Source organism: Streptomyces sp. NPDC043854 (assembly GCF_056436005.1).
The window spans coordinates 178,548-202,956 of the sequence record NZ_JBWKDK010000002.1 but is presented as its reverse complement, the minus strand read 5'-3'; the positions used below and the strand labels follow the sequence as shown (position 1 = coordinate 202,956).

Annotated in this window: 26 protein-coding genes and 1 tRNA gene; 13 read left to right on the top strand and 14 right to left on the bottom strand. The window is 74.3% G+C overall.

The genetic code is table 11. The features are described from left to right. Positions 1-17: 17 nt before the first annotated feature. The 3 genes from AC068A_RS02885 to AC068A_RS02875 are packed head-to-tail and all read right to left on the bottom strand — an operon-like array spanning position 18 to position 4,065. Positions 18-1,373 (bottom strand): AAA domain-containing protein, encoded by a 1,356-nt coding sequence (locus AC068A_RS02885; protein ID WP_478579807.1) that lies wholly within the window; start codon positions 1,371-1,373, stop codon positions 18-20. Next, positions 1,370-2,947: a hypothetical protein gene (locus AC068A_RS02880; protein ID WP_478579805.1), complete on the bottom strand. Its 1,578-nt coding sequence runs from the start codon at positions 2,945-2,947 to the stop codon at positions 1,370-1,372. The genes AC068A_RS02885 and AC068A_RS02880 overlap by 4 nt, the downstream gene beginning before the upstream one ends. Continuing rightward, a complete protein-coding gene (locus AC068A_RS02875; RefSeq protein WP_478579802.1) occupies positions 2,938-4,065 on the bottom strand; it encodes a hypothetical protein in 1,128 nt (375 codons plus the stop codon). Before AC068A_RS02875 ends, AC068A_RS02880 begins: the two co-directional genes overlap by 10 nt. Before the next feature lie 221 nt (positions 4,066-4,286). Here AC068A_RS02875 and AC068A_RS02870 point away from each other — a divergent pair, with 221 nt between their 5' ends. Further along, complete coding sequence (locus AC068A_RS02870; RefSeq protein ID WP_478579799.1) at positions 4,287-4,883, top strand: histidine phosphatase family protein; 597 nt, start codon at positions 4,287-4,289, stop codon at positions 4,881-4,883. Positions 4,884-4,945: 62 nt separating this feature from the next. Here AC068A_RS02870 and AC068A_RS02865 read toward each other — a convergent pair whose 3' ends face one another. Then, positions 4,946-6,238 carry a tetratricopeptide repeat protein gene (locus AC068A_RS02865; protein ID WP_478579797.1) on the bottom strand — a complete coding sequence of 431 codons (1,293 nt, stop codon included), beginning with the start codon at positions 6,236-6,238 and terminating at the stop codon, positions 4,946-4,948. Positions 6,239-6,524: 286 nt separating this feature from the next. Here AC068A_RS02865 and AC068A_RS02860 point away from each other — a divergent pair, with 286 nt between their 5' ends. Beyond that, positions 6,525-6,917 carry a hypothetical protein gene (locus tag AC068A_RS02860; RefSeq protein ID WP_478579794.1) on the top strand — a complete coding sequence of 131 codons (393 nt, stop codon included), beginning with the start codon at positions 6,525-6,527 and terminating at the stop codon, positions 6,915-6,917. 114 nt (positions 6,918-7,031) lie between these two features. Then, positions 7,032-7,907 carry a spermidine synthase gene (locus tag AC068A_RS02855; RefSeq protein ID WP_478579793.1) on the top strand — a complete coding sequence of 292 codons (876 nt, stop codon included), beginning with the start codon at positions 7,032-7,034 and terminating at the stop codon, positions 7,905-7,907. 52 nt (positions 7,908-7,959) lie between these two features. Here AC068A_RS02855 and AC068A_RS02850 read toward each other — a convergent pair whose 3' ends face one another. Then, positions 7,960-8,526, bottom strand: a complete 567-nt coding sequence (locus AC068A_RS02850) for a hypothetical protein (protein ID WP_478579790.1) — start codon at positions 8,524-8,526, stop codon at positions 7,960-7,962. 79 nt (positions 8,527-8,605) lie between these two features. Here AC068A_RS02850 and AC068A_RS02845 point away from each other — a divergent pair, with 79 nt between their 5' ends. The 6 genes from AC068A_RS02845 (at position 8,606) to AC068A_RS02820 (ending at position 12,971) form a co-directional block, all read left to right on the top strand. Continuing rightward, positions 8,606-9,295, top strand: a complete 690-nt coding sequence (locus AC068A_RS02845; protein WP_404237566.1) for a response regulator transcription factor — start codon at positions 8,606-8,608, stop codon at positions 9,293-9,295. 79 nt (positions 9,296-9,374) lie between these two features. After that, on the top strand, positions 9,375-10,763 hold the full coding sequence (locus AC068A_RS02840; RefSeq protein WP_478579786.1) for a sensor histidine kinase: 1,389 nt from the start codon (positions 9,375-9,377) through the stop codon (positions 10,761-10,763). Positions 10,764-10,891: 128 nt separating this feature from the next. Beyond that, positions 10,892-11,056 (top strand): DUF5993 family protein, encoded by a 165-nt coding sequence (locus AC068A_RS02835; RefSeq protein ID WP_478579784.1) that lies wholly within the window; start codon positions 10,892-10,894, stop codon positions 11,054-11,056. 8 nt (positions 11,057-11,064) lie between these two features. Further along, a complete protein-coding gene (locus tag AC068A_RS02830; protein ID WP_478579782.1) occupies positions 11,065-11,733 on the top strand; it encodes a disulfide bond formation protein B in 669 nt (222 codons plus the stop codon). Positions 11,734-11,858: 125 nt separating this feature from the next. Then, positions 11,859-12,569 carry an NADPH-dependent F420 reductase gene (locus AC068A_RS02825; protein WP_478579779.1) on the top strand — a complete coding sequence of 237 codons (711 nt, stop codon included), beginning with the start codon at positions 11,859-11,861 and terminating at the stop codon, positions 12,567-12,569. Positions 12,570-12,668: 99 nt separating this feature from the next. Beyond that, positions 12,669-12,971 carry a DUF3303 domain-containing protein gene (locus AC068A_RS02820; RefSeq protein ID WP_478579776.1) on the top strand — a complete coding sequence of 101 codons (303 nt, stop codon included), beginning with the start codon at positions 12,669-12,671 and terminating at the stop codon, positions 12,969-12,971. A gap of 15 nt (positions 12,972-12,986) precedes the next feature. On the opposite strand, the gene AC068A_RS02815 is transcribed toward AC068A_RS02820, so the two are convergent. Beyond that, positions 12,987-13,481, bottom strand: a complete 495-nt coding sequence (locus AC068A_RS02815; protein ID WP_478579774.1) for a MarR family winged helix-turn-helix transcriptional regulator — start codon at positions 13,479-13,481, stop codon at positions 12,987-12,989. 139 nt (positions 13,482-13,620) lie between these two features. Between AC068A_RS02815 and AC068A_RS02810 the strand changes: the two genes are divergently transcribed. After that, entirely contained in the window at positions 13,621-14,448 is an 828-nt protein-coding gene (locus AC068A_RS02810) for an NAD(P)H-binding protein (protein ID WP_478579771.1), read from the top strand. Between the two features lie 67 nt (positions 14,449-14,515). Here the strand turns inward: AC068A_RS02810 and AC068A_RS02805 are convergent. From AC068A_RS02805 to AC068A_RS02790, 4 genes are all read right to left on the bottom strand, one after another. Further along, positions 14,516-14,588, bottom strand: a tRNA-His gene (locus AC068A_RS02805). 106 nt (positions 14,589-14,694) lie between these two features. Then, positions 14,695-15,297 (bottom strand): oligoribonuclease, encoded by a 603-nt coding sequence (gene orn / locus AC068A_RS02800; RefSeq protein ID WP_478579768.1) that lies wholly within the window; start codon positions 15,295-15,297, stop codon positions 14,695-14,697. 118 nt (positions 15,298-15,415) lie between these two features. Beyond that, a complete protein-coding gene (locus AC068A_RS02795) occupies positions 15,416-16,588 on the bottom strand; it encodes a helix-turn-helix domain-containing protein (protein ID WP_478579765.1) in 1,173 nt (390 codons plus the stop codon). A 372-nt stretch (positions 16,589-16,960) separates the two neighbouring features. Further along, entirely contained in the window at positions 16,961-17,413 is a 453-nt protein-coding gene (locus AC068A_RS02790; RefSeq protein WP_478579763.1) for a hypothetical protein, read from the bottom strand. Between the two features lie 341 nt (positions 17,414-17,754). On the opposite strand from AC068A_RS02790, the gene AC068A_RS02785 reads away from it, so the two are divergent. Further along, positions 17,755-18,285 carry a universal stress protein gene (locus tag AC068A_RS02785; protein WP_478579760.1) on the top strand — a complete coding sequence of 177 codons (531 nt, stop codon included), beginning with the start codon at positions 17,755-17,757 and terminating at the stop codon, positions 18,283-18,285. Positions 18,286-18,382: 97 nt separating this feature from the next. Further along, positions 18,383-18,952 (top strand): GPR1/FUN34/YaaH family transporter, encoded by a 570-nt coding sequence (locus AC068A_RS02780; RefSeq protein ID WP_478579757.1) that lies wholly within the window; start codon positions 18,383-18,385, stop codon positions 18,950-18,952. Between the two features lie 131 nt (positions 18,953-19,083). On the opposite strand, the gene glmS is transcribed toward AC068A_RS02780, so the two are convergent. From glmS to AC068A_RS02765, 3 genes are all read right to left on the bottom strand, one after another. Further along, complete coding sequence (gene glmS / locus AC068A_RS02775; RefSeq protein WP_478579755.1) at positions 19,084-20,901, bottom strand: glutamine--fructose-6-phosphate transaminase (isomerizing); 1,818 nt, start codon at positions 20,899-20,901, stop codon at positions 19,084-19,086. A gap of 86 nt (positions 20,902-20,987) precedes the next feature. Next, positions 20,988-21,263 (bottom strand): hypothetical protein, encoded by a 276-nt coding sequence (locus tag AC068A_RS02770; RefSeq protein ID WP_478579752.1) that lies wholly within the window; start codon positions 21,261-21,263, stop codon positions 20,988-20,990. Positions 21,264-21,372: 109 nt separating this feature from the next. Beyond that, the gene (locus AC068A_RS02765; RefSeq protein WP_478579749.1) at positions 21,373-22,278 is read right to left on the bottom strand and encodes a DUF4429 domain-containing protein; all 906 of its coding nucleotides are present in this window, start codon (positions 22,276-22,278) and stop codon (positions 21,373-21,375) included. 51 nt (positions 22,279-22,329) lie between these two features. On the opposite strand from AC068A_RS02765, the gene AC068A_RS02760 reads away from it, so the two are divergent. After that, positions 22,330-23,925 (top strand): beta-N-acetylhexosaminidase, encoded by a 1,596-nt coding sequence (locus AC068A_RS02760; RefSeq protein WP_478579747.1) that lies wholly within the window; start codon positions 22,330-22,332, stop codon positions 23,923-23,925. Positions 23,926-23,993: 68 nt separating this feature from the next. On the opposite strand, the gene AC068A_RS02755 is transcribed toward AC068A_RS02760, so the two are convergent. Next, complete coding sequence (locus tag AC068A_RS02755) at positions 23,994-24,407, bottom strand: hypothetical protein (RefSeq protein ID WP_478579745.1); 414 nt, start codon at positions 24,405-24,407, stop codon at positions 23,994-23,996. Positions 24,408-24,409 lie beyond the last annotated feature (2 nt).

Below are 24,409 nucleotides of genomic sequence, written 5' to 3'. Positions count from 1 at the left end.
GCCTCGGGGCCCGGGGATCAGGGCCTCCAGGACACCCGGTGCTCCGCCAGGTGTGCCAGCACCGCGTGGTTGGCCTCCCAGCCGTCGGGGAACTTCACCGTCACGCCCAGCTGCACCGGATCCGCGGACGGATGGTCGTCCAGCAGCTCCGCAATGCCCGCCCGGGCCACCACCACGCAGGCGTGCCGGTGCCGCGAGGCCAGCACGCACAGCCGGCCCGTCTCCAGGTGGAAGGCCGTCGCGTCCGGCCGCCCCGACAGCGGGTGCAGTACCACCGTCAGGTCGTACTCCCGGCCCTGGAGCCGGTTCGCGGTGTCCACCGTCACCCCGGACACCCCGAGCGAGGCCAGCGCCGCGCGGACGGCGGCCGCCTGGTCGCGGTGCGCGGTGCCCACGGCGATCCGCTCGGCCGTCAGCGGGACCGGCCCGGGCGTCTGCTCGTCCGAGGTCACCGCACCGCGGTCCAGGGCCCGCCGGACCACCAGGGCCACGGCCCGGACCGCCTCCGGATCGGTGCGCGGCGTGTGCCGGGCGGGCAGCTCCAGCAGGCCCCAGCCGGACTCCGCGGCCTCGTCCAGCACCCGGTCCGGGCCCGAACCGTCCGAGGGGACCCCGTACGCGAGCCGGCGCTCGCCGGGGCCGGTCCCGCTCCGGAACCGCGTGTACGGGTAGAAGGCGCGCGAGACCAGCGGCGCGGCCGTCGCCGGGAGCCGCCAGGACACCGGCAGCCGGTGCTGCGGCAGCTGCGGGTTGTGAGCCAGCAGCGTGGTCACCGCCGAGGCCGAGGGGTCGTAGGACAGGCCCGCCCACTGCTCGGCGCCGACCACGCTGAACGGGTCCAGCTGCCCCGGGTCGCCCACGAACAGGGCCCGCTCGAACAGCCCGCCCACGGCCAGCAGCGCGTCCGAGCGCATCTGGTACGCCTCGTCGACGATGGCGTGCTCCCACGGCTCGGCGTCCTTGACGTACGCCCACTTCGCGGCCGTGGAGATGGCGACCGGCAGCTCGGCGATGTCGGCGAGTTTCGCCGACAGGGTCACCGAGGGCAGCTCGCGCAGTGCCGGGTCGAAGGCGTCGGCGTCGCTGCTGTGCAGCCGGCCGACCTTAAGCTCCGGGTCCTTGTCGGCGAGCCGCAGCACCAGGTCGTCGACCTGCGCGTTCGTCTGCGCCACCACCATCAGCCGGCGGCCGGCCGCGGCCAGCTCGCGGGCGGCGCGCACCACGAGCGTGGACTTGCCGGCCCCCGGCGGGGAGTCGACGACGACACCCCGCTCGGGCCCGTGCAGCGTGTCGTGCAGGATCGCGGCGGTGGCCGCGGCGGCCGCCGCACCCGGGTCGAAGCCGGCCACGGAGCAGTTCTCGGTCGCGGTCAAAGGAGGTCCTCGTCGGTCACGGCGTCGGGCAGCCGGGCTTCGGCGGCCGCGGATCCGGGCGGCCCGCCGTGCGTCCAGGGGGTCTTCTCCGGTTCGGGCAGCTTCGGGCCGCCGCGCGCGTCGTGCTCGAACAGCGTCCAGCACACCCGCTCGCCCTTCTCCGGCACCGAGCCCGGTTCCGGCTCCCGGCCGCGGCCCATCTTGTCCAGCAGCCGCAGCACCACGCTGCCGTCGGGCTCGCAGCGGACGAACCGGGCGCTCTGCGGGCGCCCCTCCAGCGAGCGGAACACCTTCTGACCGCCGCTGCCGGAGCCGTCGTCGAGCTGCGGCCGGTCCTCGGTGGCCACCGTCACCAGCGGGCGCGGGCTGGGCCGCTTCGACTCCGTCCACTCCATGACGACGTCGGTGACCTCGCCCGCGAAGGCCTCGCCCGCCAGCCGCCGGCCCGCCATCACCAACGGGTCGTCCAGCGCCTCCTGGGCGTCGAGCCGCACCTGCTCGGTCTCCCGGGTGGCCAGCTTCTGGGCCGCCGTGACCGCGTCGTCACGGCGCGGCTGCGGCGGCTCGCCCGCCCGGACCCGGTCGCGGTGGCCGGTGTACGACCAGCGGTCGCGCACCCAGCGCTCCTCGGCCCGCTCGGCCTCCGGCAGGCCGCGCACCAGCTCCAGGGCCTGCCACACCGCCCGCCAGGTCGGCCGCATCTGCTCCGCGACCAGCTCGCGGACGGCCTCCTCGGCACGGGCGACCTCGGCCGGCCGGCCGGCGGCGCGGGCGGCGTCGTACCGGGCCATCGCGGGGGCCAGCAGCTTGTTGTCGAACGCCGGGTCGGTGGCCGGCCCGGCGGGCGGCACCAGCAGCTGCCCGTTCCGGTCGCGGCCGTGCTCGGCGCGCAGGGCCGCGGCGGCGCCGGACGCGCCGTCCGGCGGGGCTATCCAGGCCAGCAGCGCGCCCAGGTGCTGGTCCTCCAGGCTGCTCTGGCCGGTCGCCCAGTGCCGGGCCAGCAGCTCCGTCGCCGCCAGCAGCATCGAGGAGCCGGGGACGCGGGCGCGCTCGCCCAGGTGGGTGAACCAGCGGCCCAGCAGGGGGACCCGCGAGGGCGCCGGGTACGGGTTCTCCGGGTCCTCCTCGGCGGTCCGCCGGAAGCGCATCGACCGGCCCAGCAGCCGCACGTAGTCGACGCCGGCCCGGCTCGGCACCACCAGCTGCGGCGCGTCCAGGCACAGCTCGGCCGACACCTTGCTGCGGGCGCCGGTCTCCGGGTCCGTCTCGGTGCGCTCCACCGGCTCGACCTCGTCCGCGTACGCCTCCACGTACGGCAGCACCTCGTCCGCCAGCCGGGCGAGGAACGCCCAGCGCAGGTCGCGGTCGCGCGGCTGCGGCACCACCAGCAGGCGCGGCTCGTCCGGGTCGGTGCCGACGAGCGCGCCGAGCGGGGCGCCCGTCTCGCCCGCGGTCGTCAGCGGTACGAAGACCAGCGGGCGCTCGTGCAGGTGCCGGTGCCGTACGGTCGCCAACGCCTGGGCCCGGCCCGAGCGCACGGCCTCCAGCCGGGCGAGGGTGTCCATCAGCGGCATGCGGCCTCCAGGAGGGCCTCGGCGCGCAGGCGGGCCGCGTGCTCCAGCGCGGCGGCCGTCGGATCGCCGGGGTGGCCGCCCGCGGCGGCCACCAGGGCCTCCTCGACGGTGCTGAACGATCCGAGCTCCCCGCGGACGCCGCGGCCGAGCGAGGCGGCCTCCCCGGCGGCCCGGGCCCGCTCCCGGCAGTGGAAGGCCAGCTCGCAGGCGGCCAGGCACTCGGGGGCGTAGGCGGCGGAGACGGCGGCGACCGCCTCGGTCAGCTCCTCGGCGGGCCGGGCGGGGTCGAAGCTGAGCCCCTCGGGCAGGGCCGCGGCCAGCTCCTCGACGCGGGTCAGCCGGTCCAGCTGGCGCAGGGTCACGGAGCGCTCGCGGCGGATGTCGACGGGCGCGGCGGCGGGCAGGTTCGAGAAGTCCTTGGGGCAAACGAGCAGCACGCGGTGCCCGACGGAGGCGGAGGGCAGCTTCTCGGCGGTCTTCTCCAGGGCGAGGACGTACACGGCGGCCTGCCGGGCGGCGGCGCCCACCTTCGCCGGGTCGGCGGCCCCGTCGACCAGCGGGAACGACTTGATCTCCACCACGGTCCAGCGGCCGTCGGGATGCACGACGACGGCGTCCGGCTCCAGGTAGGCGGGCGTGCCGGCCACCTCCAGGGCCAGCATCGGGTGGTCCAGCAGGGCCCACTCGCCGGCGGCGGTGGCCTCCCGCAGGGCGAGCGCGGTGCGCGCGGCACGGCCCTCGGGCCCGGCCGCGGTGAGGTCGGGGACGCGGGCGCTGCCGCCGGGCGGCTCGGCCCCGCCGTCCAGGTGCCGGTGGACCAGCCGCAGCAGCTCGGCCCCGCCGTCGGCCTTGACCTTGGCCTCGAAGGAATGGCCCCGGATGATCGCGAACTGCGACTGGCCGAAGGCGGCGGGCGAGCCGAGCGCCGCGGCGAGGGCGGTCTTGTCCACGCCCGCCCCGTCGAGCAGTGCGCGTCTGCCGCAGCCCGGGTTGGCGGCGAGCGCCGCCAGCGCGCGGGCGTCGAGCGGGCGGGGCGGCACGGCGGGGCCGCGCAGGTCAGCGAGCCGCTGCCGCAGTGTCGTCTGCTGGGGCGGGCCGCTGTGCGGGTAGGAGCTCACGGGCGGAAGTGTCCCATCCGCCACTGACAATCGGGGTCGTACCGCGGAAACCGGCTGGTCCGGCTGCCGGCCCGGCCGCTGCCGAAGCCGTCTCGGGGGCGCTCGTGCGGGGTCGGACTGCTGTTCGGGTGCGCGGGTTGCCTGGTGTTCATGTGATGGATGATGGTCGGACGATCCAATCGTCCGAACCGTCACGGACCACCAGTACCGGGAGAAACCGCATGGCCCCCCGCATCCTCCTCGCCCGGCACGGCCAGACGGCGTGGTCCAGGCTCGGCAAGCACACCGGGCGCACGGACGTCCCCCTGCTCCAGGAGGGCAGGCGGGGTGCGAAGCTGCTCGGCGAGCGGCTCGCCCAGGCCCCGTGGGGCGGCCTGCCCGGCGTGGAGGTCCGCACCAGCCCCCTCGTCCGTGCGAGCGAGAGCTGCGACCTGGCCGGCTTCGGCGCCCGGGCGGAGCCCTGGGACACGCTGATGGAGTGGGACTACGGCGACTACGAGGGCATGACCCCGGCCGAGATCCAGGCGGTCCGCCCCGGCTGGCTGATCTGGCGCGACGGCGTCCCGGGCGGCGAATCCGTCGCCGATGTCGCGGCCCGCGCGGACGAGGTCGTCGCCTGGGCCCGCTCGGACGAGCGCGACGTGCTCGTCTTCGCGCACGGCCACATCCTGCGCACCCTCGCCGCCCGCTGGCTCGGCTTCGACGCCTCCTTCGGGGCCCGCATCCGCCTGGAGCCGACCTCCCTGTCGGTGCTCGGCTGGGCGTACGGGGCCCCCGCGCTGGAGCGCTGGAACGACACCGGGCACCTGGAGGCGTAGCCCCCGCGCCCACGGCGGGGCCCGCGGCCTTCAGGCCGCGGGCCTGGTGCGGCGCGGGTGGGTCAGGCCTCGGCGTGCCGGGCCAGGAAGGCCCCCACCCGGGGGCTGTGCCGGTGCGGGACCAGGGTGCGGGCCGTCGCCGAGAGCATCGACCGGATCCGCGTCGACTGGACGTCCTCGAGCAGGTCCAGGACCCGGCCGCCCGCCCAGGCGGCCTCGTCCGGGGCCCCGGCGCGGGCCAGGTCGTCGGCCAGCTCGGCGGTGTAGAGGGCCACGTTCCGCGCGAAGTGCGGGTCTTGGAGGTCCGCGGCGCGCCGGGCGTGCCGGGCCGCCCGGGCGTGCTCCCCCAGCGCCGCCCAGCAGCGCGACTCCAGCGACTCCAGCTCCGCCTCGCCGAAGAAGGACATCCATTCCGGGTCCGCGTCCGACGGGCCGCGGGAGAACTCCGTGTGCGCCCGGATCAGCGCCTCCTCGCAGGCCCTGCGGTCGGCCAGGCCCGCCCAGCCGCCCGCCTCGCGCAGGGCCAGCAGCGACAGCAGCCGCTGGGAGCCGAGGGAGCGGGCGGCGCGGCGGCCCGCCTGCGCGGCCCGTGCCGACTCGCGCGGCCGTCCGCAGTCCCGGGCCAGGAAGGCCATGTTGCTGAAGGCGTGCGCCTCCAGCCCGGCGTCCCCCGAGACCCGGGCCGTCGCCAGGGCCTCCGAGTAGTGGGAGCGGGCGTCGTCGAAGCGCCCGGAGTCGTGGGCCAGCCAGCCGACCGAGACGGCCAGCTCGCCGGCGCCCGCGTGCAGCCGGTCCTCGGTGGACTGCCGGGTCGCCCCCGCGTCCAGCAGTGCGTAGGCGGCGCGCAGCGGTGCGGCCGCCCTGCGGTAGAGCGCGTCCGCGCCGTGCCGGTCGTCCAGCAGCCGGATCTGGCGTACGGCGTCCTCGACCGCGGCGGCCTCGGCCTCGCCGGCGCGGGCGGGCGGGCGGCGGGTGTCGCCGAGCAGGGTGAGGCCGAACGTCGCGGCCGCCACGGTGGCGGAGCCGCCCGCCATGAACGCGCGACGCTGCACGTCGCTCTCCTTGTGGGTGTCGGGGGTGCGTTGCGCCCAGCGGCCGCGGACCGCCTCGCGCGGGGAGAATCCCAGGTCGGTGAGGGTCCGGCCGGGGAACATGTGCAAGAAGACCCGCTCGTAGGCGTAGTTGGGGCAGCGGATCTCCCCGGATTCGACGCGGCCGATGTAGCGGGCGTCGCAGGAAACCGTTTCTCCGATCTCCCGTGCGGAACGGCGCACCGCGGCCGCGAACTCGGCCGGGGAGAGCTGCCCGCGCAGCCGCCGGAAGCTGTGGTTGGGTGAGTGCGGGAACGCCGCCATGGACGTGGCCTCTCTGGCAAGGAACGCACTGCCGGTGCTGCGGGTGCTGCTGTGTGGAGCCGGTACCGGCGCGCATGAACGTACCGCCAGGGGCGGCCCGTTGATGCGGTGTTTGCCTACAAAACGGATATCTCACCCGCGATCTGCCATGAAGTGCCATCCTTTGCAGCGTCTTGCCGCCGCACCTGTTGACGCTTCCGCGCGTTGCACCCCTTGCGGGGTGGGAGGCGACTTGCGCCCCGCCCGTAGGCGATCGATGAGGGTGGTTCCCGTGGTGGAGGCCGGCATGGAGAGCGCAGGAACGAACACCCAGCCCCTCGGGTGTGACGCACCGGACCTGGTGACCGTGCCGGCCCGGCAGGGCCTGGAGGCCGTGGACATCATCCGCCGGGCCGCCAGCGAGGTCGGCGGGGTCGGCCCGGTGCTGCACGACGGGGCCGGCGCCACCCTCGGCTTCCTCGTCCCGGCCGGCACCGCCGACGGCTGGGACCTCCCCGGCAGCGCCTGTACGCAGACCAACGGGCGCGGGATGCGGTTCGACGAGGTGCCGCCCGCCGCCGGGGGCAGCGGCTGGCTGCTCCCGCCGGAGGCCGCCGGCGCGGTCACCGACCCGGAGGTGCTGCGGGCGGCGCTCGGCGAGGCCGCCCGGCTGATCGAGGCCGCCGACAACTGCCGCTGATCCTTGTCCGGAGGCCCCCGTGCGGGCCGGCCGGACCCCGGGCGTCCCCGGGCCGGGCCGGCGTACGGCCGGGGACGGGCCGGGGCCGCGCCCGGGCCCGGGGACAATGGGGTGGTGGCAGGCAAGGGCAGAGGCAGCAGACAGCGCGGGCGCGGTACCACCGAGGCGGTCGTCGGGCAGGTGGGCGGCGGGCAGGCGGAGCTGGAGCCCGACCGTGAGCGGGCCGAGGCCTGGACGCTGCTGCTCGACGGGGCGCCGCAGTCCCACGTCGACCTCGGCGACCCGGGGCACCTGGCCTTCGCGTACCAGCGCCGGATCGGCCACCTCATCGACCTCGCGGCCCCCGCCCGGCAGCCCCTGAACGTGGTGCACCTGGGCGGCGGCGCCTTCACCCTCGCCCGCTACACGGCCGCTGCCCGCCCCCGCTCCACCCAGCAGGTCGTGGAGATCGACGCCGCCCTGGTGGCCTTCGTGCGCGAGCACCTGCCACTGGACCCGCAGGCCCGGATCCGGGTCCGGACGCTGGACGCGCGGGCCGGGCTGGCGAAGGTCCCGGACGGCTGGGCGGACCTGGTGATCGCGGACGTGTTCAGCGGCGCCCGCACCCCGGCCCACCTGACCAGCACCGAGTTCCTGGACGACGTACGCCGGGCCCTGGCGCCCGGCGGCTGGTACGTGGCCAACCTCGCGGACGGGCCGCCGCTCGCGCACCTGCGCGGCCAGATCGCCACGGCCGCGGCCCGCTTCACCCACCTGGCCATGGCCGCGGACCCGGTGGTGTGGCGGGGGAAACGGTTCGGCAATGCGGTCCTCGCGGCCGCCGACCGGGAACTGCCGGTCGCCGAGTTCACCCGCCGCGTCGCGAGCGACCCCCACCCGGGCCGGGTCGAACACGGCCGCGCCCTGACCGACTTCGCCGGCGGCGCGGCCCCCGTCTCCGACACCTCGGCCGTGGCCTCCCCCCAGCCGCCGCCGTCGGTGTTCGGGTAAGGGCGCGCAGGCGGGACGGGGCGGCACCCCCGGGGCGGCGGGGGCCGGCGGGTCAGCCCTCGTACGTCTCCACCAGCGGCGGGTGGCCGTTCCAGGTGCAGAAGACCGACATCTCGCGGTCGCCCTTGGTGAAGGTCACCCGGATCCAGAAGGGCTGCTTCCACACCTGCATCCGCCAGCCCGCGTCAGGGGTCGCCGACACCAGGTCGGCCGAGGACGCGCCGAGGTCGAAGACCACCCGGCCGCCGTTGACCGTGTACGCCTTCACCGTGCCGCCGCCTGCACCGCCGTAGCCCTGCCCGCCGGACGGCCGTGCGCCCGTGGACGCCTTCGGCGACGGCTTCGCCGGGGAGGCCTCCGCGGACGGCGACGCCGAGGCCGACGGGGACGGCGAGGCGGAGGCAGAGGCGGATGCGGATGCGGACGGGGGCGCGGACGGCGACGCGCCGGCCGTCGCGCCGTGCGTCGACGAGGACAGCGGCTTCGCGGCCAACGGCACCGCCAGCGGCGGATCGTAGGCCGTCCCGGACATCACCGTGTGCACGCCCCACCACGACAGCGTCACCGCCGCCCCGGTCGCCAGCGTCCAGGCGAAAGCATGTACAAGTCCTCGGCGCATCAGCCCACATACTGCACCACCGGCCCCGAACGCCGCCCGACACCCCGCAGGGTAGCCCGAATGGACTACGGTGCGGCCCATGGCAAGTGTGCTCGTGGTCGAGGACGACCAGTTCGTACGTTCCGCCCTCATCCGGCACCTGACCGATGCCGCGCACACCGTGCGCAGCGTCGGCACGGCCCTGGAGGCCCTGCGGGAAGTCGCCCACCACCGCTTCGACGTGGTCATCCTCGACCTGGGCCTGCCCGACCTGGACGGGTCGGAGGCGCTCAAGATGCTGCGCGGCATCACCGACGTACCGGTGATCATCGCCACGGCGCGCGACGACGAGGCCGAGATCGTCCGGCTGCTCAACGACGGCGCCGACGACTACCTGACGAAACCGTTCTCCGTGGAGCACCTCTCCGCCCGCATGGCCGCCGTGCTGCGCCGCGCCCGGTCCGCCGCCGGGGCCGAGGCGCCCTCGCGGGTCCTGCGGGTGGGCGGCCTGGCCATCGACCCGCTGCGGCGGCAGGCCGAACTGGACGGGGCGGTCCTGGACCTGACGCGGCGGGAGTTCGACCTGCTGGCCTTTCTGGCCGGGCGGCCCGGGGTGGTGGTGTCCCGGCGTGAACTGCTCGCCGAGGTGTGGCAGCAGTCGTACGGCGACGACCAGACGATAGACGTGCACCTGTCCTGGCTGCGCCGCAAGCTCGGCGAAACCGCCGCCAACCCCCGCTACCTGCACACCCTGCGCGGGGTCGGGGTCAAGCTGGAGCCGCCCCGGTGAGCACGCCGGGCGTGCCGGGCAGGGTGGGTGGGCTGAGCACGCTGAGCAGGGCGGGCGCGCTGAGGACGGTGGGCGCGCGATGAGGTGGGCGCTGGTCAAGGTGTGCCTGGCGGTCACGACCATGGTGGTCGTGGCCTTCGCCGTACCGCTCGGGATGGTCGTCCAGGAGATGGCCAGCGACCGGGCGTTCTCCAACGCCGAGCGGCAGGCCGCCACCATCGGCCCGACCCTGTCCATCACCACCGATCCGGGGCAGCTGCGCCGGGCGGTGGAGTCCACGGACATGGGCGCCGCCCGGCGGATGGCCGTCCACGTCCCCCCGGTCGGCGGTGGCGCGGCGGTGGAGATCGGCGCCGGCTGGGCCGGCCCGCACGCCGTGGAGGAGACCCGGCGGCTCGGGCGGGCGATGACGGTGCCGCTGCCGCGCGGCGGATCGGCGCTGCTCCAGCCCACCGCGCTGGGGTCCGGGGACATCGCGGTCGTGGAGATCCTCGTGCCCGAACGGGAGGTCAGCAATGGTGTCGCCACCGCCTGGCTGATCCTCGCGGGCGTCGGCCTGGCGCTCGTCGTCGGCTCGGTGGCGGTCGCCGACCGGCTCGGCGCCCGGCTGGTGCGGCCGGCCGAGCGGCTCGCGGACGCCGCGCACCAGCTGGGCGAGGGCCGGCTGGGGGCGCGCGTACCGGAGGCCGGGCCGAAGGAACTCCGGTCGGCGGCCGTCGCGTTCAACTCCATGGCGGACCAGGTGGTGGAACTCCTCGCCAACGAGCGGGAGCTGGCCGCCGACCTGTCGCACCGGCTGCGGACGCCGCTGACGGTGCTCCGGCTCAACACCGCCTCGCTCGGGGACGGTCCGGCCGCCGAGCAGACCCGGGCCGCGGTCGAGCAGCTGGAGCGGGAGGTCGACACGATCATCCGTACCGCCCGCGAGCAGCGTGCCCCCGGAGTGGCCGGCGCCGGCGCCGGGGTGGGCTGTGACGCCTCGGAGGTCATCCGCGACCGGATGGCGTTCTGGTCGGCGCTCGCGGAGGACGAGGGCCGCGAGGTGCGGCTCGCCGGCGTGGACCGGACGGTACGGATCCCGGTCGCCCGGCCGGAGCTCGCGGCCGCCCTGGACGCCCTGCTCGGCAACGTCTTCCGGCACACCCCCGAGGGCACGGCGTTCGCGGTCGACGTGCACGACGCGGGGGACGCCGTCATCGTGCTCGTGTCGGACGGCGGGCCGGGAATCGACGACCCCGACGCCGCCCTGCGCCGCGGCAACGACGGCGGCCGGGACGGCTCGACGGGCCTCGGGCTGGACATCGTGCGGCGGGTCGCCGAGGGGACCGGCGGCGACGTGCGGATCGGCCGCTCGGTGCTCGGCGGCACCGAGGTCAGGCTGTGGATCGCCCTGGACGACCGGGCCCGGGGCGGCGGGGCGCGCGGCGGGCGGGAGCGGCGCGGCCGGCGCAAGCGGCGCGGCGGCTGAGGGCCACCCCGGCGGAACGGGCGCACCCGGCGGTGGCCGACGCAACAGGCGGGCAACCGACGTAACCGGCGGGCGGCCGGGGCGCGCCTGGCGGGGTGCACGCGCCGTTCGTCGGTACGGTCCGCGGCATGGACACCCTCATCTTCGGCGGTCTCCTCGCCACGCTGATCGCCCTGTGCCGGGACGCGTCGCGGACGGCCGTACTCGGCGCCTGGTGGGTCACGCTGACCGCGGTGGTGCTGCTGATGGCGCACCACCTGGCCGGCGGCCCCGTCCTCGGCCCGATCCGCTGACTGCCGCCATGTCCACGATGGAGAGCATCCTCCCGGAGGCCCCGCTGGAGGGCGGTCTGCTGGGACGGGCGCAGTACTGGTTCGCGTGCTTTTTCGCCCTCGGCTGGGCGGGTGTGGCCGGCGCCGGCCTCTTCGTCCAGTTCGCGCTGGGGGAGCTGCCCTGCCCGCTCTGCGTGGTGCAGCGGATGTTCATGCTGCTGGCGGCGACGGGAGCGGCGTACATCGTCCGTACGGCGCTCGCGCACGGGGCGGTGACGGGCCGCGACTACATGACGGGCTGGGGGCTGGCGCTGGTCGCGATCGCCGCCGGGTCGTTCGCCTCCTGGCGGCAGACAGCGCTGCACGTCCTGCCGGGCGGCACGGGCCACGGCAGCGCGGTGCTCGGCGGCGAGGTGCTCGGCCTGCACCCGGACGTCTGGGTGTGGGTCCTCTTCCAGGCCTCGGCCCTCGCGGTCGGCATCGTACTGGCCTGCGCCCACGCGACGGCGGACCGCGCCGTACCGACGACCGGGCCGGGCCCGCACCGGGCGGCGGGGCTGCTCGCGCTGTGGCTCCTCGGGCTGGTGATCGCCGCGAGCGCGGTGGCCGTGTTCCTCCAGGAGGGAATCCACTGGTTCCTGCCGGACGACCCGCGGCGCTACGAGTTCTTCCACGACCTGCGGATCCTGGGCGGGTAGCGGGCGCACGGACCGGCGCACGGACCGGCGTACGGACACGGCAGGCACGGCAGGACACGGCACGGCAGGACACGGCACGGCAGGGCACGGCAGAGCAGGGCACATCGGAAGGAGCGGAACGGGTCATGCGCTACGCAGTCCTCGGCAGCGGGATGGTCGGCCGCGCGGTCGCCGCCCGCCTGAACTCCCTCGGCCACGAGGTCGTCATCGGCACCCGAGACCCCGAGGCCACCGCCGGCCGCGACGAGTTCGCCGCGTGGCGGGCGGGCGAGCGGAGCGCGGCGGACGTCGGCCTGGCCGGCTTCGCGGAGGCCGCCCGGCACGGCGAGACCCTGGTCAACGCCACGGCAGGGAAGTCCAGCGTCGCCGTCCTGATGCAGGCGGGCGCCGCGCACCTGGTCGGCAGGGTCCTGATCGACATCGCGAACCCGCTGGACTTCACCCGGGGGTTCCCGCCGACGCTGGACCCGGTGAACGACGACAGCCTGGGCGAGCGGATCCAGCGGACCTTCCCGGGGCTGCGGGTGGTCAAGACGCTGAACACCATGCAGTGCCGGATCATGGTGGATCCGGCGCGGGTGCCGGGGGAGCACACGGTGTTCCTGTCGGGCGAGGACCCCGAGGCCAAGGTGGAGGTGCGGGCGCTGCTGCACTCGTTCGGCTGGCCCGAGGCGAGCATGCTGGACCTGGGCGGCATCGAGACGGCCCGCGGGGCGGAGATGCTGCTCCCGGTCTGGCTGCGGCTGATGGGGGCCCTCGGGCACACGGACTTCAACTTCCACATCCAGGGTGCCCGCAGGGGCGGCACGGGCCTGCTTCCGGGTGCCGACGCCTGACCCCGGGGCGGGGGCCGGGTCCTGGCCCACGGTCGGGCGTACAGATGTTGCCGGGCCCGGTGCCCCCGCCGAGGGTGGGCCTGACGAAGGGAGTCAGGCATGAGAGTCATGCTCCGGGCCCACATGGACACGGCCGCCACCAACGAGGGCATCAAGAGCGGAGCCTTGCCCGCGGTGATCCAGAAGTTCATGGAGAAGGTCAAGCCGGAGGCCGCCTACTTCGGTCTCCACGAGGGCGTGCGGTCGTGCTGGATCGTCTTCGAGCTGGATGACAGCTCGCGGCTGCCGGCGCTGCTGGAGGACATGTTCCTGCAGTTCAACGCCGAGCTGGAGGTCTCCCCGGTGATGAACCGCGAGGAGCTGGCGAAGGGGCTGGCGGCGATGGCCGCTTCGCCGGCCTGAGCCCCAGCCCCTGATTCAGCCGCCGGACTGGAGCCGCTCGGCTTGGGCCCGGCCGACCTCGGCGGCGCGGTGCAGGTAGTCGGCGATGACGGCGAGCTCGGCGTCCGAGTAGCGGTCCAGGACGGCGCCGAAGGCGCGGCCGGGGGTCTCCCAGGCCGCGCCGATCCGTGTGCGGGCGTCGGGGGCCAGGGCGACGAGGGAGCGGCGGCGGTCGCCCGGATCGGCGAGCCGCTCCACGATGCCGGCCTTGACCAGGCGGTCGACGAGGCGGGTGGCCGAGCCCGAGGTCAGGCCGGTGAGGCGGGCGACGTCGCCGGTGCTGACCGGGCCGGGCTCCAGGTCGAGGAGCGCGATGCACTGCATGTCGGTGGGGTGCAGGCCGACGTGGTCGGCGAGGGCCTGGGTGAAGAGCGAGTAGCCGGCGTAGTGGCGCTGGCTCTCCGTCACGACGTGCGCGAGCAGCTCTGCGCGGCTCCACTGCTCACCCGAACGGGGGGAATCGGTTGACATCGGGTTCTCCATGCCTGAAATTTGATTGCGCGACGCAGAGAATGTTCGGTACACAATCTGCATCGCAGAGTGATCCTATCGTGCGCAGCCCGATCCGGACGTGCACAGCCCGACACAGAAGCAGGAAGCAGATCCCGTCATGTCGATCCTCGTCACCGGCGCCCGTGGCGCCGTCGCCCGCAATCTCGCCTCCCTCCTGAGCGCCCGCGGCATCGCGCACCGCCTCGGATCCCGCGAGCCGGACACCCCCGGCACGGTCCGCTGCGACCTGTCCGATCCGGGGACCTTCCCCGAAGCGCTCGCCGGAGCCCGGTCCGTCTTCCTCTACGCCGAGGCCTCCGGCATCGACGCCTTCGTCAAGGAGGCCGCCGCCGCGGGCGTCGAGCACGTCGTGCTCCTGTCCTCCTCCTCGGTGCTCGCCCCGGCCGTCGCCGACAACCCGCTGGCCGCCGCCCACCGCGCCGTGGAGGAGGCCCTGCTGGCCTCGCCGCTGCGGACCACCCTGCTGCGCCCCGGGGCCTTCGCGTCCAACGCCCTCGGCTGGGCCGGGCTGATCAGGGCCGGCCTGCCGGTCCGCCTGCCGTACCCGGGCGCGCACACCGACCCGCTCCACGAGGCCGACCTCGCGGAGGCCGCGTACGCCGCGCTGACCGACCCCGCCCTCGCCGGGCGCGACTACACCCTCACCGGCCCGCAGTCCCTCACTTTCGCGGACCAACTGTCCATACTGGGCCGCGCCCTCGGGCGCCCCGTGCCCGGCGAGACGGTCACCGCCGAGCAGTGGAAGGTCGAGGCCGCCGCCTCCATACCCGGGCCCTTCGCCGACGCACTCCTCGACTACTGGGCCGCGGGCGACGGTGTTCCCGCCGTCCTCACCGACGATGTGTCCCGGCTCACCGGCCGGCCTGCCCGGTCCTTCGAGACCTGGGCCGAGGACCACGCGGACGACTTCCGCGACCGGGACTGAACCCGCCGGCGACGCGGGAAACGCAGAGGGCCCCGGCCCGCTCGCGCGGACCGGGGCCTCCGGTAAGGGTGAGTGACGGGACTCGAACCCGCGACCACCTGGACCACAACCAGGTGCTCTACCAACTGAGCTACACCCACCATGTCCGGTCGGAAACCGACCGGCCGAAGAAAAGGGTACAGGGTCCGGAAGGGTGCTCGCTCCTCCGATTCCGCCGACCCCTCCTCCGGAGGGTCCCGGCGGCTGCTACTCGGCGGGCAGGACGTACTTCGCGGCGATGGCCCGCGCCGTGTCCGAGTCCGGCCCGGGCGGCGGGACGAAGACCGCCTCCCGGTAGTAGCGCAGCTCGGCGATGGACTCCTTGATGTCCGCGAGCGCCCGGTGGTTGCCGTTCTTCGGCGGGCTGTTGAAGTACGCCCGCGGGTACCAGCGGCGCGCCAGCTCCTTGACCGAGGAGACGTCCACGATCCGGTAGTGCAGGTGGCTCTCCAGCGCGGGCATGTCCCGCAGCAGGAAGCCGCGGTCGGTGGAGACCGAGTTGCCGCACAGCGGCGCCTTGCGGGGCTCCTTCACATGCTCGCGAACGTACGCCAGGACCTGCGCCTCGGCGTCCGCGAGGGTGGTTCCGCCGGCCAGCTCGTCGAGCAGGCCGGAGGCGGTGTGCATCTCGCGCACCACGTCGGGCATGGTCTCCAGCGCCGCGTCCGGCGGGCGGATCACGATGTCCACGCCTTCGCCGAGCACGTTGAGCTCCGAGTCGGTGACCAGCGCGGCCACCTCGATAAGTGCGTCGTCCGTCAGCGAGAGGCCCGTCATCTCGCAGTCGATCCACACCATGCGATCGTTCATGCGTCCACCTTATGCGCTCGCCCGGCGGATCCGGCCGGGCCCGCAGTGCGGAAGGCCCCCGCACCGGTCGTGACCGGCACGGGGGCCTTCGGGAGTCGGGCAGCGCCCGGCGCCGGGGCTACGCGTGCTCGCGCAGCACCCGCGACGGGGCGTACAGCTCCGTCACCGTCGGACCGGAGGCGGCCAGCGCCGCCGCCGCCCGCTGGGGCTGCGGAGTGCGCTGGTGCGGCACGGGACCCGCCGGAATCTCGGACACCTGCGCCCCGTCGCCCTGGGGGCGGCGGGCCCGGTAGGCCGAGCGGTAGGCCGCCGGGGAGGACCCCAGCTGCCGGCGGAAGTGCCCGCGCAGCGCCACCGGCGAGCGGAAACCGCAGCGCCCGGCGACCTCGTCGACCGAGTAGTCGGAGGTCTCCAGCAGCCGCTGTGCCTGGAGCACCCGCTGGGTGATCAGCCACTGCAGCGGCGCGCTGCCGGTCAGCGAGCGGAACCGCCGGTCGAAGGTGCGCCGGCTCATGTAGGCGCGGGCGGCGAGCGTCTCCACGTCGAACTGCTCGTGGAGGTGCTCCAGCGCCCAGGCGACGACCTCGGCCAGCGGGTCGGCGCCGATCTCCTCCGGCAGCGACCGGTCGAGGTAGCGCTCCTGGCCGCCCGTGCGCCGCGGCGGGACGACGAGCCGGCGGGCCAGTGCCCCGGCCGCCTCGCTGCCGTGGTCGGTGCGCACGATGTGGAGGCACAGGTCGATTCCGGCCGCGGTGCCCGCGGACGTGAGCACGTCGCCGTCGTCGACGAACAGCTCGCGCGGGTCGACATGGACGGACGGGTACCGCTTGGCCAGCGTCGGCGCGTACATCCAGTGCGTCGTCGCGGGCCGGCCGTCCAGCAGACCGGCGGCGGCGAGCACGAAGGCCCCCGTGCACAGTCCGACGATCCGGGCCCCCTCCTCGTGCGCCAGACGCAGGGCGTCGAGCGCCTCCGGAGGCGGCGGTGACGTGATGGAGCGCCAGGCCGGGACGACGACGGTGCCCGCGCGGGCGATCGCCTCCAGGCCGTACGGCGCGGTCAGCTCGAGTCCGCCGGTGGTCCGCAGCGGACCGTCCTCCCCGGCGCAGACGAGCAGTCGATAGCGTGGAACTCCCGCGTCCTGCCGGTCAATGCCGAACACGGAGAGTGGAATGGAGCTCTCGAAGATCGGCCCGCCGCTGAACAGCAGCACCGCAACGATCTCCCTGCGGCGACGCCCCGCAAGCTTCCTGCCGGCGTCCGTGACGACGGCGGTGGAATCCTGGCTCATGGCTAAGCCCCCCTTGGGTGTCGCGACTCCCTGGTCTGGTCGCACCTGCACGTTTCCCCTCGGCCTTGCACGTGGATCCCCCGCCGTAAAACATGATCGAATCTACTGCGTCCCGTGGTGTCGGCGTGACAAGTTCAGCACGCAGCGCTATGTCGACTTGGCAAATTGGCGAAAAGCATTCGATCAGGAAGCGTTCCACTCCGCTACCGGAGCAGGAAGCCCGCGCTCCGGCTGTGGCCAGTACCCATCGGGTCTTCCGACCCCCCTGGCACCATCGTTGCTGGTGGTGGGAAGAGTGGGGCGGCATTCCGGCAAGACCGGCAGCCTGCCGCGAAGTTGGCTGAAATTATGCGGTGTGGGTGTGTGAATCGGTCACTCCCCCCGGGGCATCCCGCCGGGGCCGTTGCAGCCGTGCCGCGCCCCGGACCGGCCGCCGCCCCGGGCCCCGCTCCCGCCGCGCGAGTGCCGGCGGCGCCGGTCCGGCGGCGGCACCCGGTCCTCCGCCAGGACCGCCACGGCGCCCCGGCCCCCCTTCTCCGACCAGCGCAGCATCACCCGGCACACCGCCGTGACGGCGGCCAGGCCCAGGGTCGCCACGGCGGCCCCGCCGACGGTGGTCCCGTACACGACGAGGACGACCGGGACGAGCAGGCAGCTGAAAGCGGCCCAGCGCACGACGTCACCCGCGGGGTCGTCATGGGCGTGCCTGCCGGACTGCACGGACGGGTGAACGCGGGCGGGGGTGGTACGCGGGGGCGCGCCGGTGAACGGGGTGGGCTGCGTCGGCTGGGCGGGCTGGACGGGGTGAACCGGATGGCCGGGCACGGCGTGCTCCCTGCGGGCTCTCCTGGACGGTCGGACGCCTGTCCAACGGCGTGCGGCGGGGCTCGGTCACTGCGCGCACGGGTGGCGCGCAGGGGGCGCTCGTCACTGGCTGTAGGGGACAGCGGGCATTGCCAAGGCGGCCTCGCTCCGGCATGCTCCCTGGGACACTCTCCAGGTGCGGCAAGCCCTGTCCAGGACAGGAGTGTCGCCGTACCCTGGTGGGTAAGGGCTTGGGAAGATGCTTCCCGGACAGAGCTCCGTCACCCTGAGTCGTCGTTTTCGCCCATTCTTGCCCCGTCGCCTTTGTCCCTTCCCCCGAGGACCTCTTCGTCGAGACATCCATGGCCGGTCACGAATTCCCCGAACCCGCGGATCGCAAGCGCAAGCCGCTCGCCGATGACGTGCCGAGCGACCTGCGCGCGGCGGAACAGGCGCGCCCGTCGTGCGACCCGGCCTTCCGGCACGGTGTCGTGGTGGGGTTCGACGGCTCCACCTCCAGCGAGCGCGCCCTCGCCTATGCGATCGGGATGGCGCGGAGGTCCGGATCCGGCCTGATCATCGTGCACGTGGCCAACCGGCTGCCCACCACCGTGTGGGCCGGCTGCGAGCCGCCGGTCTTCGTGGACGTGCCCGACCACCGCACCGAGGTCCTCGGGCTGGAACTGGCCTGTGCGGACTACCTGGCCGAGGTGCCGTGGATCCTGGTCGAGCGGGGCGGGGACATCTGCCACGAGCTGGAGGAGGTCGGCCGGGAGTACTCGGCGGACGCCATCGTGGTCGGCTCCACGCACGGGATCATCGGCCGGATCTTCGGATCCGTGGCGGGCCGGCTCGCCAAACGCGCACAGCGACCGGTCGTTGTCATTCCGTAACCAGCCCTGTATCGATTGTGCGGTTGTGCACCCCTGTAAAGGGTAGATAAATGCTGCTGGGACGCAGCACACAACTGCAGATCGAAGGGAGCCCGCCGTGGACAATGGTGTCTCTGCGGGAAGCTCGGCCTCGACCTCGACCCTCGGGAACATCGCCCTGGGTCTCACCCTTCTCGCATTCGGTATCGGCCACACCGGCATCATCAGCGGAGTGTCCGCGGCGGACGCCGTCTCGCTCGCGACCTACGTCGGCGGCTTCGCCCTCTTCGTCCTCGGACTCCTCGAGTTCCGCGGCGGGAACGGCTTCAACGGCACGGCGTTCGCGGGCCTCGGCGCCTTCTGGTTCACCTGGGCCGCAGGAGCCGACGCAAAGGTCTCCGCGCACGCCGCGGGCCTGTTCCTGATCCTCTTCGCGCTCCTCGCGCTGACCCTCACCACGGGCGCCGCGAGCGGACTGTTCGGCCAGGGCGCGTACGCCCTGCTCACCCTCTCCCTGCTGCTCCTCGCGATCGGCACCCTCGCCGACGTCGGCGGGCTGGCCAAGGCCGCCGGCTGGGTGGCCGCCGTCTCCGGGCTGCTGGCCTGGTACGGCGCGACGGCGGCGCTGGCCCACTGGCCGACCGCCCTCGGCAAGGCCTCCCGCGGCAGCGCGGTCGCCGCGGGCTGACCGCACGGCGGAACCGGGCTGATCGCACGGCGGAACGCGGAACGGCCCCCGGGGTATCCCGGGGGCCGTTCCCGTGCGCGTCGCGTGTGCCCGCCGTTTTCGGCCCACGGGCCGGCAGGGCGCGGCGGCTGCTACTCGACCGTGACGGACTTCGCCAGGTTGCGCGGCTTGTCGATGTCCCGGCCCAGGGCCAGCGCCGTGTGGTACGCCAGCAGCTGGAGCGGGATGCCCATCAGGATCGGGTCCAGCTCGTCCTCGTTCTTCGGGACGATGATGGTGTGGTCCGCCTTCTCCTGCTCGCGGTGCGCGACGGCCAGGATCCGGCCGCTGCGGGCCTTGATCTCCTCCAGCGCGGCGCGGTTCTTCTCCAGCAGGTCGTCGTCCGGGACGATCGCGACCGTCGGCATCGCCGGCTCGATCAGGGCGAGCGGGCCGTGCTTCAGCTCGGAGGCCGGGTAGGCCTCGGCGTGGATGTAGGAGATCTCCTTGAGCTTGAGGGAGGCCTCCAGGGCCACCGGGTAGCCCCGCACGCGGCCGATGAACATCATCGACTTCGCGTCGGCGTACTCGGCGGCGAGCTTCTTGATGTCCTCCTCGCCCTTGAGGATCTCCTCGATCTGGGCGGGCAGGCGGCGCAGGCCCTCGATGATCCGCTTGCCGTCGGTGACGGACAGGTCGCGTATGCGGCCCAGGTGCACGGCGAGCAGCGCGAAGGCCACGACCGTGTTGGTGAAGCACTTGGTGGACACCACGCAGACCTCGGGGCCGGCGTGCACGTACACGCCGCCGTCGGCCTCGCGGGCGATCGCGGACCCGACCACGTTGACCACGCCGAGGACGCGGGCGCCCTTGCGCTTGAGCTCCTGCACGGCGGCGAGGACGTCGTAGGTCTCACCGGACTGGGAGACGGCGATGTAGAGGGTGTCGGGGTCGACGACCGGGTTGCGGTAGCGGAACTCGGAGGCCGGCTCGGCGTCCGCGGGGATGCGGGCCATGCCCTCGATGAGGCTCGCGCCGATCAGGCCGGCGTGGTACGAGGTGCCGCAGCCGAGGATCTTGACCCGGCGGATGCCGCGCGCCTCGCGCGGGTCCAGGTTCAGGCCGCCCAGGTGCACGGTGGAGAAGCGGTCGTCGATGCGGCCGCGCAGCACGCGGTCGACCGCGTCGGGCTGCTCGCTGATCTCCTTGTGCATGTAGGTGTCGTGGCCGCCCATGTCATACGAGGCGGCCTCCCACTCCACGGTCTCCGGGGTGGCGGTGGTGGTGGCGCCGCTGGTGGTGTACGTGCGGAAGTCGTCGGCCTTCAGGGTGGCCATCTCGCCGTCGTCGAGGGTGACGACCTGGCGGGTGTGGGCGACCAGCGCGGCGACGTCGGAGGCGACGAACATCTCCTTCTCGCCGATGCCGAGGACGACCGGGGAGCCGTTGCGGGCGACGACGATGCGGTCGGCGAAGTCGGCGTGCATGACGGCGATGCCGTAGGTGCCCTCGATCGCCTTGACCGCCTCGCGGACCTTCTCCTCGAGGGTGTCGGCCCCGGAGCGGGCGATGAGGTGGACGATCACCTCGGTGTCGGTCTCCGAGACGAAGACCACGCCCTCGGACTCCAGCTTGGCGCGGAGCTCGGCGGCGTTGTCGACGATGCCGTTGTGGACGACCGCGACCTTCTCCTCGGCGTCCAGGTGCGGGTGGGAGTTGATGTCGCTCGGGGCGCCGTGGGTGGCCCAGCGGGTGTGGGCGATACCGGTGGTGCCGGCGAAGCGCTTGGGGACGCGGGTCTCCAGGTCGCGCACACGGCCCTTGGCCTTGACGACCTTCAGCGCCGCGGACTTCGGGCTGTTGACGACGATGCCCGCGGAGTCGTACCCGCGGTACTCAAGCCGCTGCAGGCCTTCGAGCAGCAGCGGCGCCACGTCGCGCTTGCCGATGTATCCCACGATTCCGCACATGAAGTGTTGCCCCTCCTGAGGTTCGGGTGTCGCTCTTGCCGCTGCCGAAGCGGCCGGTGTGCCGTGACCGGTGCCGTGCGGGCCGGTCAGCCGTAGACGATGCGGCGGAGCTGCCGCAGGGACAGCTCCGGCGGCGCCACGGCCCGGTGCGGCAGCTCGGCCGCGATCCGTTCGAAGATGTCCGCGTTGACCGCCCCGCCGGACTGAAGCTCCCGGTGGCGGCGCCGGACGAACTCCTCGGTCGTCTCGTCGAAGTACGCGAGCACGTCGAGCACCACCCGGGCGGCCTCCCCGCGCTGCAGCGCGGTGCTGCGCACCAGGTGGTCGACAAGATCGTCGTACGACGGGCGGCGGTCGAGCACTCGTAGATATTGACGTCCGAGACCCGGGAAAAGCAAAGATCCTGCCCGAATGCGGGCAGGATCACGCTGGTACAGACCTGCGGAATGCATCGATCCGCTAATTAACCGGCTAGAAACGACGCAAAACGGCATGTTTGGCGGCGGCGAACTCGTCCGCCGTGAGGATCCCCGCCTGGTGCAGCTCACCCAGCTCCCGCAGCCGCCGCAGCAGCGCATCGTGGTCCTCCCCGCCCGCCGCCGCCCCCGCCGCCTCCGCCGCGGGCGCCGGAGCCAGCGACGGCGACTGCGCCGGCACCGGGACGGGCTCGGCCGGAGCCGCCGGATGCGGCATCCGCACCGCCACGGCCGCCGCGACCAGCGCCATCAGCGGGTCCTTCTTGAAGCCGAACAGCTCCACCGTGTACGGGTCGTACTTGGGCGCCGGAGCCGGCGCCGCCCCCGCCAGGCTGAACCGGATCCAGCCGTTGTCCAGCCCCTTCGACGGGGACCACTCCACCGACCGCAGGTCCGCGACCCGGAACTCGCGCGGCCCGCCCGAGCTCTTGGCCTCCTCCGTCGTCCAGTTCCAGTCCAGGCCGACCCGGTCCCCGTCGAAGGCCACCGTCCCGTCGCCCGCCCCCACCGTGATCGGCACCGCAGGCCCCGGCAGCAGGTACGCGTCCACCGGCCCCGCCGGCACCTGCTCCAGCAGCAGCGCGTTGCGCACCTCGTCCACGAAGTACTCGGCCACCCCGCTGCGGTCCGACTCCACCGTCAGCCGGTACGGGTCGGATGCCTCCGGCAGCCGCCCCCCGGTCACCTGGAGCAGCGGGCACGCCCCGTCACGCAGCCGCAGCCTCAGCCGGCCCGTCTTGCGCCCCGGCTCGTGGCTGATCCCCGCCAGGGCCCGCAGCGGTACGACCACCTCGCCGAGGGTCTGGCGCAGCAGACCCACTCCCTTGTCCCGACCGGGCACGATGCGCACCGCGTCCCCGTCGAAGGTCCACGTACCGTCCTTCTGGATGATTTCCGCCATCCTGCGATTCTCGCACCGTCCCCAGCACGGCAGTTGGCCTATACCTGGGCCATGAGAGTCCTGCGACGCACGCTCGGCACCCTCCTCGTCCTCGGCGCGCTCGTCTCCTGCGCCTCCGCCCGCGGCGCCGACGCCCGACCCGGGGACGCCCACCCCGGGCAGGCCCGCCCTGCCGCCGCCCTCACCCCCTACGAGCGGCTCCTGCCCGCGCCGGCCTCCGCACGGGCCGCGGGCCCCGGCTACCCCGTCGCGGCGGGCACGGTCATCCGTACCGGCCCGGCCGGCGATGCCGAGGTCCGGCGGGTCGGCGAGCTCCTCGCCGAGCAGCTGCGCGGCACCTCCGGCCTGCCGCTGCCCGTGGTCCACGGCTCGGCCGGCGACGGGATCCTGCTGCGGATCGACGAGCGGGCCGGGGGGCTCGGCGAGGAGGGCTACCGGCTGGACTCCGGCCCGCGCGGGGTCACCCTGACCGCCCGCACCCCGGCCGGCCTCTTCCACGCCGGGCAGACCCTGCGCCAGCTGCTGCCCGTGTCCGGCCCGGGCACCGTCCCGGGCGGCCGGATCACCGACGCGCCCCGCTTCGCCTACCGGGCGGCGATGCTGGACATCGCCCGCCACTTCTTCACGGTGGACCAGGTCAAGCGGTACGTCGACCAGCTCGCCCAGTACAAGGTCAACACCCTCCACCTGCACCTGACCGACGACCAGGGCTGGCGGATCGCGATCGACTCCTGGCCCCGGCTCGCCGAGTACGGCGGCGGCAGCGAGGTCGGCGGCGGCCCCGGCGGCCACTGGACGAAGGACCAGTACCGGGACCTGGTGGCGTACGCGGCCGAGCGGTACGTGGACGTGGTCCCCGAGATCGACATGCCGGGCCACGTCAACGCCGCCCTCGCCTCCTACCCGGAGCTGAACTGCGACGGCAAGGCGCCCGAGCGCTACACCGGCACCAAGGTCGGCTTCAGCTCGCTGTGCGTCGGCAAGGAGCGGACGTACGAGTTCGTCGAGGACGTGCTCGGGGAGCTGGCCGCGCTCACCCCGGGCCGCTACCTGCACATCGGCGGCGACGAGGCCCACCAGACCCCGGCCGCGGACTACGCGGCGTTCATGGACCGGGCGCAGCAGGCCGTCGCACGCCACGGCAAGACGGTGGTGGCCTGGCACCAGCTGGCCTCGGCCCGGCCGGCCCCGGGCGCGGTCCTGCAGTACTGGGGCCACGACCGGACGGCGGCGGCGGAGAAGGCGGCGGTGGCCGCGGCGGCGAAGGCCGGCCACCCGCTGGTCCTGTCGCCGGCGGACCGGCTGTACCTGGACATGAAGTACGACACCACGACGGAGCAGGGCCTGGCCTGGGCGGGCTACGTCCCGGTGCGCCGCTCGTACGACTGGGACCCGGGGGCGTACCTGCCCGACGTCCCGGAATCGGCCGTCCTCGGCGTGGAGGCGCCGCTGTGGACGGAGACCATCGCGACACGGGCCGACCTGGAGTTCATGGCCTTCCCCCGGGTGCTGAGTCTGGCGGAGCTGGGCTGGAGCCCGGCCCCGCGCGACTGGAGCGCGTACAGCGGGCGCCTCGCGGCGCAGGCAGCCCGGCTGGACGCCCAGGGCATCGCCTTCCACCGCGCCCCGGACGTGCCCTGGACGTAGGCTCCGCGCCCCGGTGGCGCACGCGGCGGACCGGAGTGCCGGCGCCGCCCCGTGCGGCGGCCTGCGGCCTACGGCGTCGCGTCGGCGGCCCGCCGCAGACGCCGGTACTCCGAATCGCCGGGAGGGAGCAGGCCGGCGCGGACCATCGCGGCGCCCAGTTCCCGTTCACGCTCGGCGTCTTCGCACTCCAGGCCGCACTGGATGATCTGGGCGACCATCTCGGTGGTTCCGGCCAGGAAGATCGATCCGCTGTCCGACTGGTAGAACCACGCCTCGTAGACGGGCGATCCGTCGGCCACCACGTCCCAGAGTTCGCAGGCGTAGAACACCGCCTCGTCGTCGGGCGCCTCCGGGTTCAGGCGCCGCTCGGCCGGGAGGTCCTCGTCGTCGTAGGCGGCCCCGCAGAGCCTGACCTGCTCGGCCTGGACGGGGTCGAGCTGCGCGACCGACGTGATGTGCCGCCTGTTGGTGAATTCAGCCATGG

Bases quoted from the DNA above. Each gene is read 5' to 3' on its own strand.
- AC068A_RS02865 (WP_478579797.1), bottom strand. From the start codon at position 6,238: ATGGCGGCGTTCCCGCACTCACCCAACCACAGCTTCCGGCGGCTGCGC.
- AC068A_RS02840 (WP_478579786.1), top strand. From the start codon at position 9,375: ATGAGGTGGGCGCTGGTCAAGGTGTGCCTGGCGGTCACGACCATGGTG.
- orn (WP_478579768.1), bottom strand. From the start codon at position 15,297: ATGAACGATCGCATGGTGTGGATCGACTGCGAGATGACGGGCCTCTCG.
- AC068A_RS02820 (WP_478579776.1), top strand. From the start codon at position 12,669: ATGAGAGTCATGCTCCGGGCCCACATGGACACGGCCGCCACCAACGAG.
- AC068A_RS02850 (WP_478579790.1), bottom strand. From the start codon at position 8,526: ATGCGCCGAGGACTTGTACATGCTTTCGCCTGGACGCTGGCGACCGGG.
- AC068A_RS02755 (WP_478579745.1), bottom strand. From the start codon at position 24,407: ATGGCTGAATTCACCAACAGGCGGCACATCACGTCGGTCGCGCAGCTC.
- AC068A_RS02815 (WP_478579774.1), bottom strand. From the start codon at position 13,481: ATGTCAACCGATTCCCCCCGTTCGGGTGAGCAGTGGAGCCGCGCAGAG.
- AC068A_RS02810 (WP_478579771.1), top strand. From the start codon at position 13,621: ATGTCGATCCTCGTCACCGGCGCCCGTGGCGCCGTCGCCCGCAATCTC.
- AC068A_RS02825 (WP_478579779.1), top strand. From the start codon at position 11,859: ATGCGCTACGCAGTCCTCGGCAGCGGGATGGTCGGCCGCGCGGTCGCC.
- AC068A_RS02760 (WP_478579747.1), top strand. From the start codon at position 22,330: ATGAGAGTCCTGCGACGCACGCTCGGCACCCTCCTCGTCCTCGGCGCG.
- AC068A_RS02785 (WP_478579760.1), top strand. From the start codon at position 17,755: ATGGCCGGTCACGAATTCCCCGAACCCGCGGATCGCAAGCGCAAGCCG.
- AC068A_RS02845 (WP_404237566.1), top strand. From the start codon at position 8,606: ATGGCAAGTGTGCTCGTGGTCGAGGACGACCAGTTCGTACGTTCCGCC.
- AC068A_RS02765 (WP_478579749.1), bottom strand. From the start codon at position 22,278: ATGGCGGAAATCATCCAGAAGGACGGTACGTGGACCTTCGACGGGGAC.
- AC068A_RS02870 (WP_478579799.1), top strand. From the start codon at position 4,287: ATGGCCCCCCGCATCCTCCTCGCCCGGCACGGCCAGACGGCGTGGTCC.
- glmS (WP_478579755.1), bottom strand. From the start codon at position 20,901: ATGTGCGGAATCGTGGGATACATCGGCAAGCGCGACGTGGCGCCGCTG.
- AC068A_RS02795 (WP_478579765.1), bottom strand. From the start codon at position 16,588: ATGAGCCAGGATTCCACCGCCGTCGTCACGGACGCCGGCAGGAAGCTT.
- AC068A_RS02830 (WP_478579782.1), top strand. From the start codon at position 11,065: ATGTCCACGATGGAGAGCATCCTCCCGGAGGCCCCGCTGGAGGGCGGT.
- AC068A_RS02880 (WP_478579805.1), bottom strand. From the start codon at position 2,947: ATGCCGCTGATGGACACCCTCGCCCGGCTGGAGGCCGTGCGCTCGGGC.
- AC068A_RS02860 (WP_478579794.1), top strand. From the start codon at position 6,525: ATGGAGAGCGCAGGAACGAACACCCAGCCCCTCGGGTGTGACGCACCG.
- AC068A_RS02835 (WP_478579784.1), top strand. From the start codon at position 10,892: ATGGACACCCTCATCTTCGGCGGTCTCCTCGCCACGCTGATCGCCCTG.